Source organism: Pedobacter frigidisoli, from assembly GCF_032678525.1.
GTDB lineage: Bacteria > Bacteroidota > Bacteroidia > Sphingobacteriales > Sphingobacteriaceae > Pedobacter > Pedobacter frigidisoli_A.
Window position 1 is genome coordinate 642707 of the sequence record NZ_JAVTSE010000001.1, and the last position, 14861, is coordinate 657567.

The window sequence follows — 14861 nt, forward strand, 5'->3', positions numbered from 1 at the left end:
AACATATTATTTAACCGCTTTAACTCCTTCACTTGTCATTATAATCCGTTTGATACTGCCATCCTTGTTATAGTACAAATCATCAATACAAACCGATCGGCGGTAGCTTCCGCCATCCGTATTGATCGATCCGTTATGGTAAATGAAATAGGATTTGCCTTTAAAATCAATAATGGCCTGATGGTTGGTATTAGAGTTTCCGGCAACTTCATTTAAAATGCCCTTATAGGTCCATGGGCCGTTTACATTTTTGCTCATTGCATATACAATCTTCTCCGGAAATCCGGAAGCGTAAGAAAGGTAATACCAGCCCTTGCGTTTGTGGATCCATGGGGCCTCCGTAAACTCAGGAACATCCACCACCTGAATCGGGCCATCAAGTTCGATCATGTTCTTTTTCAGTTTGGCATAATAACAGCGCTGGTTGCCCCAGAATAAATAGGCCTGACCATCATCATCAATGATGACGGTAGGATCGATGTCATCCCAGCTGATTTTTACGGCTGTGGTCATATCGTTTGTAATCAGTGCTTTTCCAAGGGCATCTTTAAAAGGACCACGTGGATTATCTGCAACCGCCACACCAATCGACTTACCATGGATAGACCCATGCGAAATGGCCACATACCAGTAAAATTTACCATCGCGTTCAATCACCTGCGATGCCCAGGCATCGTCGCTTGCCCATGCAAAGCTTTTCACATTTAAAGGGGATGGATGTTCTTTCCAGTTCACCATGTCTGCAGAGGAATAGCATAACCATTCGTGCATTTCATAGCGCTCTTTGCCTTTCGGTGGAACATCGTGGCCCGTGTATAAATAAACCGAATCACCATATACAAATGCAGCCGGATCGGCAGTGTATTTATCGGTGATGATGGGGTTGCCTTTTGCGGTAATGATTTTCTGCTGGGCCTGCAAAGAAAGGACGCAGCCTGAAATGCCTAAAATCGATAAGATCAGTTTCTTCATATTATTGTGTTTGTAATTTGGCCAGCTCTTTTTTAGTAATGGTCAGGATAGTGCCGTGTCTTAGTCCTTTCGGCAATGAAATCTGATCCGATACATCTTTCCAGTCTTTTAAATCGGATGAGACAATCGCCCCATAACGGTGATCCCGGTATTTGTCGAAATAAACCATCCAGTCTTTACCTATCCGGAGTGTAGTGGGGCCTTCAGCCCAGTATTGCCCCGTAATGGGTTCGCTGGCTCTGGTATAGGGGCCTGTCAACTCATCCGACCTGGCGATTTTCAAATTCTTCTGTGCAGGTTCACGGGTTTCATCTTTCAGGAACATCACGAACTGTTTGCCGTTTTGTACAATAGTGGCATCAATCACGTTGAAACCGGGATCGTAAAGTAATTTCGTATCAGAAAAGGTTTTAAAGTCTTTGGTTGTTACATAGTACATCCGGTGGTTATAGCCATCTTCCAGCGCTGAAGCCGTTTCGGCAAATTTGCCGGTAATGGTACTGGCCCAGTAAATCATATAGGTTTTGGTTTTGGCGTCGTAAGTAATTTCAGGTGCCCAGGTATTTCTGGCACCGTCCTCTTTTGCCATTACCGGTAAAAACTGTTGTTCGCTCCAGTTGATCAGGTCTTTTGAACTGGCATAGCCAATTCCTTTGTCTTTCCAGCTCACGGTCCACACCATGTGAAATAATCCGTCGGCGCCGCGAATGATGCAGGGGTCTCTCATCAGCCTATCCTTGCTTACGGTGGGTTTCAAAAAGGATGAATCGTTTTTAAGTGCTTTCCATTCATAGGCATTGGTACTGTAGGCCAGATGCAGGCCATCCTGTCCATTGTTTTTAAAGTAGGCAAACAGGTAAACGCTGTTTTTTTGTGCTATAGCGGTCAGGCAAAAGCCAGATAGCAGTAGGAATATGCAGATTAGCTTTTTCATCAATAATGCATTATTTGAGTTCCAGTACAACAACAGATTGCGCCGGGAGCTCAACTTTCAGGTTGTTCCCTGATTTTTTCGCGCCGCTGAATTTCGTGATGTGCACTTTATTAGCCTCGGTAAAGGAATTTACATCAGTCAACTTCGCAGAAGTCAGTATTTGTCCGCTTACGGTTTTCCATTTCAATTCTCCCAATTCGGTATCCAGGGAAATTTTGTGCTTAGGATCGAGGTTAACCAGCGAAATGTGAATGGCGCCAGTCGAATCCTGAGAAGCCGAAACATTAAGGGAAGGGATTTTTTTGTCTCCTAGAGTATAATCCGGACTGCTGAAACTAATCGGCAGGTACTTGGCATCCATATGTACTTTGTACAAATCGAAAACGTGGTAAGTAGGGGTAAGCACCATCTTATCTTTTTCAGTCAGAATAACAGCCTGCAAAACATTTACGGTTTGGGCCAGGTTAGCCATCCGAACCCGGTCGGAGTGGTTATTGAAAATGTTCAGGGTAGTGCCTGCAATCAAGGCATCGCGTAAACTGTTCTGCTGATACAGAAATCCTGGATTGGTACCTGGTTCCACATCGGTCCAGATGCCCCACTCATCCACAATCAAAGCCACTTTCTTTTTTGGATCATATCTATCCATAATGGCCGAATGTTTGGTTACTATTTCTTCCATACGCAAACAGTTTTTCATGGTATTGAAATACTGCTCTTCATCAAACTGGGTGGCAGAACCTTTGCTTTTCCAGTTTCCTGTAGGAAGTGTGTAGTAGTGAAGCGTTAAGCCCCACATGCGGCCGGCACCGATGTTTTTCATACAGGTTTCTGTCCAGCGGTAATCATCGGCGTTAGCGCCACTCGCAATTCTTTTCAATGGCGCCCCGGCATAGTCGCGGGCATAAGTGGCATATCTCCGGTATAAATCGCTGTAATATTCGGGTGTCATGTTGCCTCCGCAACCCCAGCTTTCGTTTCCTACTCCCCAGAAGGAAACCTTCCAGGGCTTTTCCATCCCGTTTTGTTTCCTGATGGCGGTCATCGGACTGGTACCGTCGAAATTCAGGTATTCTACCCACTTCGCCATTTCTTCTACCGTTCCGCTTCCTACGTTTCCAGCGATATAAGGTTCGCAGTTTAACATTTGGCACAGTTCCAGGAATTCATGAGTACCAAAGCTATTGTCTTCAGTTACGCCGCCCCAGTTGGTATTGATCATTTTCGGGCGTTGATTTCTTGGCCCGATTCCATCCCTCCAGTGGTATTCATCTGCAAAGCAACCACCCGGCCAGCGCAGGTTGGGTACTTTGATTTTTTTCAGGGCCTCTACTACATCCAGTCTGATCCTGCCTTTATTAGGGATAGCCGAATTTTCATCCACCCAGAATCCATCGTAAATGCAACGACCAAGGTGTTCGGAAAAATGCCCGTAAATGTGCTTGCTTACTGTTTGTTCTCCGGCAGCTTTAATGTTCAGCACAGTCGTCTGCGCATCCGCCAGCAATCCGCTGCAAAGCAGCGAAAGGGAGAGGACTAATTTTTTTATCATATGGTTTATTGGTGTGTGGTTCGTTTTTTAATTCAACGGTATTCTGATCACATTAAATGAATAAGGCTTCAGGTCCATATTCAGTTTTTTGCCTTTTAGAGCCACTGCCGATAATTTCGGGCTCACCGCCTTGGGCTGATCGAATGAGTTAAGCTGATCAAGATTGGAACTGGCCAGTTCTTCCAGTGTGCCTTTGCTTTTCAGTCTGGTTTGGCCATCAAGTGCAAAATCAACCGCTTTATGCTGATTTGAATTATTCGCGATTTTAATGATCAGCTCCTTCTTGTTTTTATCCAGTACAGAGGAGGCATACAAGCCGTCTTGTCCGGTAATGTTTTTGTCATCCAGCGTAATGGAAACCACATCCGTTCCCCGGTTGGTGGAGAATAGCTTTTGAACATAGTAATCGGGTGTACCGTACACATTCAAGTTATCTACCCAGATCATATCCGGAGCCCATTGCCAGCCATCAATATGGGCAAACAAAGGGGCATAGGATGCCATTTGAACCACATCGGCATTCCGCTCTAATCCCGTCATTAATGAAGCTGCCGCCAGCGCACTTTCCCAGTTGTTGCGGTTGCTACCCACATGGTTTTTATCCGCGTGTACAGCATATTCGCCTACAAATACTTTCGATTCATTTCTTGGATAGTTATCATAACGGCCTGCATTTTTCAAAAACCAGTCGGCCGGACGATAGTAATGTTCATCGATAAAATCAGCCTTGTTTGCTCTTAGTGAGGTGTTCAGCAAGTTGAACCGATCGCCTTCAGGATCGGTGCCGGAGCTATTGATAATTTTAAAATCAGGATATTTTGCTTTGATGGCTTTGGTGAAAATAGCCAGACGCTCCAGGTATTGCGGTCCCCAGTTTTCGTTTCCAACACCCATCATTTTCAGGTTGAAGGGTTTAGGGTGCCCAAGATCAGCACGCTTTTTACCCCAGGTGGTATTCACATCGCCGTTCGCAAACTCAATGAGGTCGAGCGCATCCTGCACATAAGGACCAAGCTCATCGAGTGCAACTACTTCGGCCGTGTTAAACTGGCAGGCCATTCCACAATTTAAAATGGGCAAGGCATCGGCACCAATATCTTCGGAGAGCTGAAAATATTCAAAAAATCCAAGCCCGAATGTCTGGTAATAATCGGGTGCCGAGCGGTAAGAGAATTCGGTATTCCACCTGTTGATCATTAGTTTTCGGTCTTCGATAGGACCAATGGTATTTTTCCACTGATAGCGGTTAGCCAGGTCGGTTCCCTCTACAATACAGCCTCCTGGAAAACGGATAAATCCAGGTTTCATGTCGGCAAGTAGCTGAACCATATCCGCCCGTAAACCTTGTGGACGGTTTTTCCAGGTATCGCCCGGAAATAAAGAAATCATATCCAGATCAACCTTTCCTTTTCCCTGAAACAGCATGGAGAATTTAGCCTTCGGATTGGTTTCGGTTGCCACAAAGCTGGCCGTTTGTTTTTGCCAGTCCTTTCCCTGCCCGGTAAAGGTAACTGCACCCTGACCGATAATTTTCTGGTCTGGATCTTTAAGCAAAAGCACCATCTTTACTCCAGGCTCCAGCTGACGGTACATAACAGAAAAATCGTAACGCACACCCTTTTTCACGCCAATCCCTTTAAAGCCTTCGTTAATCAGTTCAAAATCATCGGTAAGCTTGCTAACCTGTAAATAGCGTGGATTGGTAGTGTTTTCTTCCTTACGGTTTACCACCAGCACTTCACCTTCCTGCGGTCTCTTTCTCGAAACCGTCCACCCCATTAAGGGTTTAGCAAATTCAAAGGATCTGTTTTTGATCAGTTCGGCATAAATCCCGCCGTCAGCGCCAAAGTTAATGTCTTCAAAAAATACACCCCACATGTTGGGTTGAACTTTGGCAATTGGCTGATCCAGCTTAACTTTGATGATTTTTGCTTCCTGAGCCTGGAGAAGGGAAGGGAATGTAAGCACGCTCAAACTGCAGGCCAGGCCTGTAAAAAGCACACTTTTGAATGGTCGGTTTAATTTCATTAAGTTTTAATATTTGGTCGATACTATTTGTAAAAGTAAAATATTTAAGATAATAAACGTCATCTGTACGATTATTTATTTGTAATAAATTTATATACAATATTATCCTGCGCCAGCTCCTCTTTCAGGATACCACAGGACGCCAATTGCTGATTTTTTACTAAGTTAGCGGGCTGGCAGGTATTAAACGAGAAATATTATGCCTGTTAGTAACCAGATATTATCCACGAGCATGAAAGTTAAAATCAGTTTTTTTCTATTGGTACTGTTATACAATATTGCAGCAATGGCGCAGACCAAAGCCCCGGATTGGGTAGCAAAAGTTGGCAACAGAAATACAAAGTATAAAAGCACCACCTTCCAGGCCGGCAAGTACGGTGCTTTGGGTGATGGAAAAACCCTGAATACTGTAGCCATACAAAAGGCAATCGACGATTGTGCCGCCAAAGGTGGAGGAATCGTAACTTTTAAACCTGGCAAATACCTTACCGGATCGCTGTTTATAAAAAAGGGGGTAAACCTGAATATCGGAGCAGGTGTGGAAATACTCGGCAGCCAGGTTATTAAAGATTACCCTGAAATTGATACCAGGGTGGCGGGTATTGAAATGAAGTGGCCGGCTGCATTGATTAATATTGTCGGGCAGCAAAGCGCAACCATTTCAGGTAGCGGCCTGATTAATGCACAGGGAAAAGTTTTCTGGGATTACTACTGGAAGCTGAGAAAAGAATATGAACCCAAAGGCCTGCGGTGGATAGTGGACTACGACGCCAAACGCCCCAGAACAATCCTGATTGCAGAATCTTCAGATATCGTGTTAAAGGAGGTAAATATTCAACAAGCCGGATTCTGGACGGTTCAGGTACTGTATTCATCTTATGTAACGGTTGATAAAGTCACCATCAGAAATAATGTAGACGGGCACGGGCCAAGCACCGATGGGATTGACATTGATTCTTCCACATGGGTATTGGTTCAGAATTGCGACATTGATTGTAACGACGACAATTTTTGCTTAAAAGCGGGCCGCGACTGGGATGGTCTGCGAGTGAACAAGCCAACAGAATATGTGGTGATCAGAAACAGTATTGCCCGTAAAGGTGCCGGATTGCTTACCCTCGGCAGCGAAACTTCAGGCGGCATCCGCCATGTATGGGCAACAGATTTAACAGGTTATGATACCGGAAATGCACTGAATATTAAGTCGGCCACCATCAGGGGCGGCACCGTGGAAGATGTTTATTTCCGCAACATCACTATGCATGGCGTTGGAAATGTATTGCAGGTCAACCCAAACTGGAATCCCGCTTATAGCTATTCTACCTTACCGCCCGCATACAACATCAATGAAGTTCCTTTACACTGGAAAAAGATGCTTACCCATGTCGAACCAAAGGAGAAAGGCATTCCTAAAATCCAGAACATCAATTTGTTTAACATCAAGGCAACGGGTGCAAAGAAAGCCATCAATGCCATTGGCTTAGCGGAATCTACGCTTAAAAACTTCAGCTTATCGCAACTGGCAATAGAAACTGCAAACGCCGGAGCACTTGATTATTGCGCAGGCTGGAAATTCTATGATGTTAACATCAAAGCAGCAGATGGAAAAGCATTAAGCGTAACGAATTCAACGGACATAAAACTCCCTTAATGGTAACTTTTACATAGATGTTCGGTCACTGTACCTGCACCAGGCGGGTTATAATTGAACTGTATGATCTTAACCTTCCAATTGCAGGATACCACAGGATGCGCGTTAAAAATTTACTCTCTAAATTGGCCATTGATCAATCCTTTTCCCAAAAGTAAGATCAAACTAACCAATTAAATTTATGAGATCCATTGTTATTCATCAATTTTTGTTGATGATCAGCTTATATATAGCAATATACCGGCCGGAAAAAACTGGACTTTTAAAAGCAATTCAGTTTAAAACCAAAACCGAACGCAATGAAGATGAATAAACTATGTCTTTTTGCCTTGATGATACAGTGTGCGCTTTATGCTGTTGCACAACAGAACCCTAAACCGGTACCTGCTGCACCACAAACCATGAAACTGTTTTTTGAGAAGGTTTACCTGCAAACCGACCGGAGTTATTACAACACGGGAGAGGATCTATGGTTTAGTGCTTTCCTCAGTAATGCCAAAAGTACCAGTTTAACCTCCACCAGTAACAACTTGTACGTAGAGCTGATCTCGGCAAAGGCTGGTATGCTCGATCGAAAAATTATCCGGCTCGATAAGGGGCTGGGTAAAGGAGATTTCAAACTGATGGATTCTATCCCGTCAGGATGGTATAACATCCGTGCTTATACCAACTGGATGAGGAACTTCGGTGATGACTTTATCTTTCAAAAACGCATTTACATCAGCAACAACCTGGCTGAAAACGCCAGCTATACTACCCGAACGGCCGGTCAGACCGCCACTGCTGAAAAACCAGTCAAATCAATAGCCTTTTTCCCTGAAGGCGGTGCACTGGTAGAAGGGCTTACCAGTATCGTTGCGTTTAAAACCAACGACCAGTCGGGCAACGGAATAAAAGCCAAAGGGAGTGTAATTTCCTCAAAAGGAGATACCATCACCAGTTTTCAATGTACTGATGCCGGCCTCGGGATATTTGCATTTGCCCCAAAAGCAGGTGAAACTTATCAGGTATCAGGATATTATGGTACAGAGAAATTCACCTCAGCATTGCCTGCGATCTTAAAAAAAGGTATGGTGTTGCATGTGGTAAGCGACTCCACCAACATCAAAGCCTCCATCAGTACCAGCGAGGAATCATTTAAAGAATTAGCCGGGAAATCTGTATCTATCCTCATCAAACATGGGGGCGATAATGTATATACCGGTTCATTCAATATCACCAAACCAACGGTTTCCGTTACGATACCTACAAAAGATTTCCCTCAGGGCGTTGCCATTATCACCTTGGTTGATCAGCTGGGAAGGCCCAATTGCGAGCGCCTGGTTTTTATCAATGGCGACAATAAAGCCATGCTTTCCATTAAACCCGACAAAACTGCTTATAAACCGAGGGAAAAAGTGACCTTAAATATTAAAGCTACAGATGCAATTGGTTTGCCGGCCAGAACCTCATTTTCGCTGGCTGCGGCAGATGCCCTTTTGCCGGATGACGGCGGCAGTCTGATGTCTTATCTGTTGCTCCAATCGGAAGTGAAAGGGGACATCAAAAATGCAGCACAGTATTTTGACCCGAACAACCCCTCGCGTTTAAAACAGCTCGATCTTTTATTGTTAACCCAGGGCTGGAGGGATTATTTATGGCGGAGGATAGCAGATTCAACTGTACATGTGAGTTACCTGCCTGAAGCCGGTTTAGTGTTAAAAGGGACTGTGAGGGAAAAGGTGGGCAGTAAAATGCTCCCTGATATGTATATTACCTTGTTTGGCTCAAACTTTAGCGGCGACAAATTATTCAGCACCAAAACCGATCAGAATGGACAATTCTTTCTCGACGGACTGAAATGGTATGGCAATCAGGCCATCAAACTGTCTTCAAAAGATGCTAAAGGTAAAAAGGGAGGGTGGTTGCAAATCGATACCTTGGCTAAACCTCCGGTATCAGCATTTCTAAAAGGCGACCAGGTGGTGCAACCCGCCATACAGGCAGAAATGAGTAAGAGATTCGACTATAACCGTAAATATAAATTTGGGGATTCTATCACGCTAAAGGATGTAGATATTAAAGCCAATAAAAGTAGAAATGTACAAATGTTCGACCAGACACTGATGACCTTTGGCTATCCGGAGCAAATATTGGATGTCAAACCGGCAGACTACAGCTATCAGAGCCTGGAACATTTCCTACTCACTAAAGTGAACGGGGCGCAACCTGTTGATGATTCCGATTCCATAGGAAACGAGGGAGTTACTTTTATTTCCAATGGAAAGAAAATCCGTCCGAGAATTAAGGTGAATAACCGCGAAGAACTCGTGGCTGAACGTCTGGATTACTACAGCTTAACGATGGATCAGATCACTCAGGTAAAAGTACAGCACCTGGTTGATATGTATTCGAAAGATGTCTTTGTCATTAGTCTGACTGTTAAAGACGGTGCACTGGCGGGAGGAGCCAACCTCAACCTGATCAATACAAACTTAACCGGCTATTACACCGCCAGAGATTTTTATTCTCCTAACTACAGCACAGCTGCCAGTCCAAACAAAGATTTACGCACCACCATTTTCTGGTCGCCTTTAATCAAAACAAACGAAAAAGGGGAGGCACAGGTCAGCTTTTACAACGGTGATAACCCGACCAGAATCAATATTAAAACAGATGGCGTCACCGATAAAGGAACAGCCTTATCTGCGAAAGCAACCTATACCGTTCAATAACGAAATCATGATTAAAGCATTCCGCTATTTATTGATAATATATACCGCTGTGGCCACTCAGGCTGCCTTTGGCCAACGGCAAATGGAAAAACTTGACCGCGGCCTGGTAGCGGTACGGTATGCAGCAGATTCCGTTTTTCTCAGCTGGCGCATATCCGGAACCGAACCCGACGATATTGCTTTTAATCTTTACCGTAAAGCAGCTGGTGAACCGGTTAAAAAGTTAAATACAAATCCTTTAGTGAAAGGGACAAACTTTGTAGATGTTACCGCAGCAAGTGATCATGATAATCATTACGAAGTAAAAGCCATCCTGAATGGGAAAGAAGAGTCAGCCGGCAAACCCTTTACGCTTAAAGGCAATACAGCGGTTCAGCAATACCTGAACATTCCCCTTCGCACCCCAGCCGGATACACGCCTAACGATGCATCTGTAGGCGACCTGGATGGCGACGGTGAATACGAAATCATTCTTCACCAAACGGGAAGAAGCCGGGATAATTCTTCAAATGGCATTACAGATCCGCCCATATTTCAGGCTTACAAAATCAACGGAACTTTTTTATGGGAAATCAATCTGGGCAAAAACATACGGGAAGGGGCACATTATACCCAGTTTATGGTGTACGACCTTGACGGGGATGGTATTGCTGAATTTGCCTGCAAAACTGCCGATGGTACCATCGATGGAAAAGGAAAGGTGATAGGCGATTCGACAAAAGATTACCGGAATAATAACGGCAAGATATTAAGCGGCCCCGAATTCTTCACCATCTTCAGCGGTAAAACCGGTGAAGCCCTGGCGACGACAGATTATATCCCTTCACGGGGTGATCTGGGTGGATGGGGTGGAAAAGGAGGGAATGGCAAAAATGACAATACCGGTAACCGCGCCGACCGCTTTAACGCCTGCGTGGCCTACCTGGATGGCCTACACCCCAGTGTGGTGATGTGCCGCGGTTATTATGGACGTACAGTGCTGGCAGCTTGGGACTGGCAACAAGGGAAACTCACTTCACGCTGGGTATTTGATTCTAAAGATGGTAAGAATCCGTTCTCAGGTCAGGGAAACCATAACCTTACCGTAGCAGATGTAGATGGCGACGGAAAAGATGAAATCATATACGGTTCCATGTGTGTGGATGATAATGGAAAAGGTTTATATACCACTGGCTTAAGACATGGTGATGCGCTTCACGTGTCGGATCTGGATCCTGAACGCCCGGGTCTAGAAGTTTTTGGCGTTCATGAAATAGAAGAAGGGACCAAGGGGCCGGGTGCGGCAGTTTATGATGCCCGTACCGGAGAAATTCTATGGCATGGTTCTGAAGATGAAGATGTAGGCAGGGGTGTAGCAGATAATATTGATCACACCCGATATGGTGCACAAATGTGGTGGTCGGGCTCAAACGGCTTGTTCGACATCAAAGGAAACAGAATTGGCGAACAACCACGCTCCACCAATTTCCTGATTTACTGGGATGGTGATTTATCACGCGAATTGCTGGATGGTAACCACATCGACAAATACAACGGCGGAAGGTTACTCACCGCCAACGGCGCCATCGCCAATAACTGGACAAAATCTACACCTGCCCTGAGTGCCGATATTTTTGGCGACTGGCGCGAAGAGCTTATCCTCAGGTCTTACGATAACCAGAGTTTACGAATTTACACGACCACCATTCCAACGGATAACCGCAATTATACATTAATGCACGATCCACAATACCGCTTGAGTATTGCCTGGCAGAACGACGGCTATAACCAGCCACCACATACGGGGTTTTATTTCGGTCATGGCATGAAAAAAGCACCCCGGCCAAATATTAAACTTGTTGAACCTCAGAAATAAAACTCATGAAAATACTAAAAATAAGTCTGCTGATTAGCCTGCTGTTCCTGCAGTTTGTTGCCGTTGGGCAGGCCATAAAACAGGAGAGAATCATCAATAATTTTGATCGGGACTGGGCATTTATGCAACAGGACGTGAGCGGTGCAGAAAAGCCGGGTTTTGATGACAAGGCCTGGAGAAAACTCAATGTACCGCACGACTGGAGCATTGAAGGTGCTTATGATAAAACCAATCTTACTGCCCGGGGTGGTGGGTACCTGCCTTCAGGAACGGGCTGGTACCGCAAGAGTTTTAGTCTGGACGAAAGTTTAGCCAATAAAAAGATCACGATCGAATTTGATGGCGTAATGGCCAACAGTGATGTTTGGATCAATGGTTTTCATTTAGGCAAACGCCCTTATGGGTACATCAGTTTTAATTACGACTTAACTAAACACCTTAATTTCGGTAAAGGAAAAACAAATGTCATTGCGGTGAAGGCCGATAATACGGTACAGCCTGCATCCCGCTATTATACCGGAGCCGGCATTTACAGGCATGTACGCCTGGTAGCTACGGATCTGGTACACATAAATGATTGGGGCGTATTTATCACCACCCCTGAGGCCACTATTCAGAAAGCAATTGTAAAAGTTCAAACGTCCTTGTCTAATGAATCGGCGAAAGCCGCTCAGGTGACCATAGAAACGGCAGTGCTGGATGCAGCGGGTAAAGTGCTTAAAACCATCCAGAGCAAACAAAATATTGCTGCCAGTCAGTCGGCTAAAATAGAACAGGATATCGTTTTGTCCAATCCGAAGCTGTGGAATCCCGAAACGCCTGTGTTGTACAAAACGCTTACTAAAGTGATTCTGGGTGCAAAGGTGGTCGACGATCAGGTGAATAGCTTCGGTATCCGCAGTTTTAAATTTGATGCCGCTACCGGATTCTGGATGAACGGAAAAAACTTTAAACTCAAAGGAGCCTGCCTGCACCACGATGGTGGCGCTGTAGGTGCTGCGGTACCGCTTAGTGTTTGGGCATTCCGTTTAAATAAATTGAAGGAAGCAGGCGTGAATGCCATCCGTACGGCACACAATCCGGTAGCGCCGGAGTTTCTGGACCTTTGCGATCAGATGGGCTTCCTGGTGATGGATGAAACTTTTGATACCTGGACAGCAGCAAAAAACAACGGGGAGAAAGGCTATAACCGCTTCTGGAAAGAATGGTGGGAACGCGATACCCGCGACATGGTGATGAGGGACCGCAACCACCCATCCATTGTGATTTACAGTGTGGGTAATGAAATTCATGATGACCTAAACAGTCCGGAAGGCTTTAAAAAATATAAAGATCAGCAGGACCTGGTGCATCAGCTCGACCCCAGCCGGCCGGTCACCATGGCCCTGTTCCGCCCTGCCAATTCAAAAGTATATACCAATGGCTTTGCCGAAACCATGGACATCGTCGGACAAAATTACAGGGAAAATGAACTGGTGGCTTTGCATAACCAAAAACCCAATTTAAAAGTAATTGGTACCGAGAATACCCATGTCATCCAGCAATACCTGGCTTTACGGGATAACCCCTTCATGGCGGGCCAGTTTTTATGGACTGGATTTGATTACCTCGGCGAATCCGACTGGCCACAGATTACCAACGGGCAAGGCTTGTTCGACCGTATAGGCGAGTGGAAGCAGCAGAGCCTGCAACGCCAGAGCTGGTGGTCGGAAAAACCAACAGTCCATATCGTGAGAAAAGAAGACAATGCAGGGGCGGGCGACTGGATCAATAACTGGACGCCTACCGATTTCGATACCTATGATGATGCCAAAGTTGCGGTTTACAGCAATTGCGATGAAGTGGAGCTGTTTCTGAATGATAAATCATTAGGGAGCAAACCTAAACCAGCCGACGATTCGCCACGCCTCTGGGACGTCACTTTTGAGAAAGGATCGATCAAAGCAGTGGGCAAGAATAAAGGTAAAGTGGTTTCAGAGGAAACGTTAAAAACCGCAGGACCTCCGGCTAAACTTGTCCTTTCTGTTGATCAAAACAAGCTCTCAACAGCCTGGGATGATGTGGCCTTTCTTAAAGTAACCATTTACGATGAGCAGGGAAATGTTTGCCCCAATGCCGATAATCTCATTAAATTTACGGTTTCTGATTCAGGGATAATTGATGCTGTCGACAATGGTAGTATCATCAGTCACGAACCCTATAAAGCCCAGCAACGACATGCATACCATGGCGTAGCCATGGCAAACATAAAAGCCAGAACTGCCGGCAACATCGAAATTAAAGTGAGTGCTGAAGGACTCGAGGGGGCATCTTTAAAATTAACAGCTACAGAAAATGCACAGACAAAATAAACCCATGAGCAATAAGTCAATCAATATCGCAATCATGAAATCAATAACCTTTAAAGTACTTGCGGCAGCTGGAATCGTGATACTTGCCACTGCATTCATTAAACCAGACAAGCCTGCCCTTCATACCATTGGCGACTCTACGGTACGTAACTCAAATAAAGAAACCTGGGGCTGGGGAACACCCATTGCCGAGCTTTTTGATACCACCAGAATTCACGTGGAAAATAATGCCATGGCAGGAAGAAGTACCAGAACTTATCTTTCTGAAGGCCGCTGGGATAAGGTATTGGAAACACTCAAAAAAGGCGACTTTGTGACCATGCAGTTTGGTCACAACGATGGCAGCGAACCCGATACCACCAAAGCCGGAAGACGAGGTGTGCTTAAAGGTACAGGTGAAGAAACAAAGGTGTTAACCTGGCCGGATGGAAAAGTAGAAACCGTACATACCTACGGCTGGTACATCCGCAAGTTTGTGCGCGAAGCCAAAGCAAAAGGTGCCACGCCGATAGTGGTTTCCATGATCCCGAGAAATGAATTCAGGAATGGAAAGGTGCTCCGTGCAGATAAAGATTTTGGCAAGTGGGCCGCTGACGTTGCACAGCAGGAAAATGCATTTTTTGTCGACCTGAATAAAATTACCGGCGATAAATATGATGCCATGGGGCCTGAGAAAGTAAAAGCATTTTTTCCCGGCGACCATACCCATACCAACCTCGAGGGTGCAAAGGTAAATGCAAAATCTGTAGCTGAAGGAATTAAGGCCCTGAAAGGCTGTGAACTCAAAAAATATTTACTCTAGTT

General features: G+C 45.2%; 9 protein-coding genes. 5 read left to right on the plus strand and 4 right to left on the minus strand.

Features of this window, described 5'->3' with window-relative positions; genetic code table 11:
- Nucleotides 1-6: 6 nt before the first annotated feature.
- From R2Q80_RS02810 to R2Q80_RS02825, 4 genes are read right to left on the minus strand one after another with little or no spacing between them, the layout of a single operon-like run.
- A complete protein-coding gene (locus R2Q80_RS02810) occupies nucleotides 7-972 on the minus strand; it encodes a glycoside hydrolase family 43 protein (RefSeq protein WP_316798122.1) in 966 nt (321 codons plus the stop codon).
- Between the two features lies 1 nt (nucleotide 973).
- The gene (locus R2Q80_RS02815) at nucleotides 974-1906 is read right to left on the minus strand and encodes a glycoside hydrolase family 43 protein (protein WP_316798123.1); all 933 of its coding nucleotides are present in this window, start codon (nucleotides 1904-1906) and stop codon (nucleotides 974-976) included.
- A gap of 10 nt (nucleotides 1907-1916) precedes the next feature.
- Entirely contained in the window at nucleotides 1917-3458 is a 1542-nt protein-coding gene (locus tag R2Q80_RS02820; protein ID WP_316798124.1) for an alpha-N-arabinofuranosidase, read from the minus strand.
- 27 nt (nucleotides 3459-3485) lie between these two features.
- A complete protein-coding gene (locus R2Q80_RS02825; protein WP_316798125.1) occupies nucleotides 3486-5486 on the minus strand; it encodes an alpha-L-arabinofuranosidase C-terminal domain-containing protein in 2001 nt (666 codons plus the stop codon).
- Between the two features lie 232 nt (nucleotides 5487-5718).
- On the opposite strand from R2Q80_RS02825, the gene R2Q80_RS02830 reads away from it, so the two are divergent.
- The 5 genes from R2Q80_RS02830 to R2Q80_RS02850 all read left to right on the plus strand — a co-directional run bounded on the left by R2Q80_RS02830 (nucleotide 5719) and on the right by R2Q80_RS02850 (nucleotide 14859).
- Nucleotides 5719-7137 (plus strand): glycoside hydrolase family 28 protein, encoded by a 1419-nt coding sequence (locus R2Q80_RS02830; protein ID WP_316798126.1) that lies wholly within the window; start codon nucleotides 5719-5721, stop codon nucleotides 7135-7137.
- Between the two features lie 305 nt (nucleotides 7138-7442).
- The gene (locus R2Q80_RS02835; protein WP_316798127.1) at nucleotides 7443-9851 is read left to right on the plus strand and encodes a hypothetical protein; all 2409 of its coding nucleotides are present in this window, start codon (nucleotides 7443-7445) and stop codon (nucleotides 9849-9851) included.
- Between the two features lie 7 nt (nucleotides 9852-9858).
- Entirely contained in the window at nucleotides 9859-11706 is a 1848-nt protein-coding gene (locus R2Q80_RS02840; protein WP_316798128.1) for a rhamnogalacturonan lyase, read from the plus strand.
- Nucleotides 11707-11711: 5 nt separating this feature from the next.
- Nucleotides 11712-14057: a glycoside hydrolase family 2 TIM barrel-domain containing protein gene (locus tag R2Q80_RS02845; RefSeq protein ID WP_316798129.1), complete on the plus strand. Its 2346-nt coding sequence runs from the start codon at nucleotides 11712-11714 to the stop codon at nucleotides 14055-14057.
- Nucleotides 14058-14091: 34 nt separating this feature from the next.
- A complete protein-coding gene (locus R2Q80_RS02850; RefSeq protein WP_316798130.1) occupies nucleotides 14092-14859 on the plus strand; it encodes a rhamnogalacturonan acetylesterase in 768 nt (255 codons plus the stop codon).
- Nucleotides 14860-14861 lie beyond the last annotated feature (2 nt).

Bases quoted from the DNA above. Each gene is read 5' to 3' on its own strand.
- R2Q80_RS02810 (WP_316798122.1), bottom strand. From the start codon at position 972: ATGAAGAAACTGATCTTATCGATTTTAGGCATTTCAGGCTGCGTCCTT.
- R2Q80_RS02815 (WP_316798123.1), bottom strand. From the start codon at position 1,906: ATGAAAAAGCTAATCTGCATATTCCTACTGCTATCTGGCTTTTGCCTG.
- R2Q80_RS02820 (WP_316798124.1), bottom strand. From the start codon at position 3,458: ATGATAAAAAAATTAGTCCTCTCCCTTTCGCTGCTTTGCAGCGGATTG.
- R2Q80_RS02825 (WP_316798125.1), bottom strand. From the start codon at position 5,486: ATGAAATTAAACCGACCATTCAAAAGTGTGCTTTTTACAGGCCTGGCC.
- R2Q80_RS02830 (WP_316798126.1), top strand. From the start codon at position 5,719: ATGAAAGTTAAAATCAGTTTTTTTCTATTGGTACTGTTATACAATATT.
- R2Q80_RS02835 (WP_316798127.1), top strand. From the start codon at position 7,443: ATGAATAAACTATGTCTTTTTGCCTTGATGATACAGTGTGCGCTTTAT.
- R2Q80_RS02840 (WP_316798128.1), top strand. From the start codon at position 9,859: ATGATTAAAGCATTCCGCTATTTATTGATAATATATACCGCTGTGGCC.
- R2Q80_RS02845 (WP_316798129.1), top strand. From the start codon at position 11,712: ATGAAAATACTAAAAATAAGTCTGCTGATTAGCCTGCTGTTCCTGCAG.
- R2Q80_RS02850 (WP_316798130.1), top strand. From the start codon at position 14,092: ATGAAATCAATAACCTTTAAAGTACTTGCGGCAGCTGGAATCGTGATA.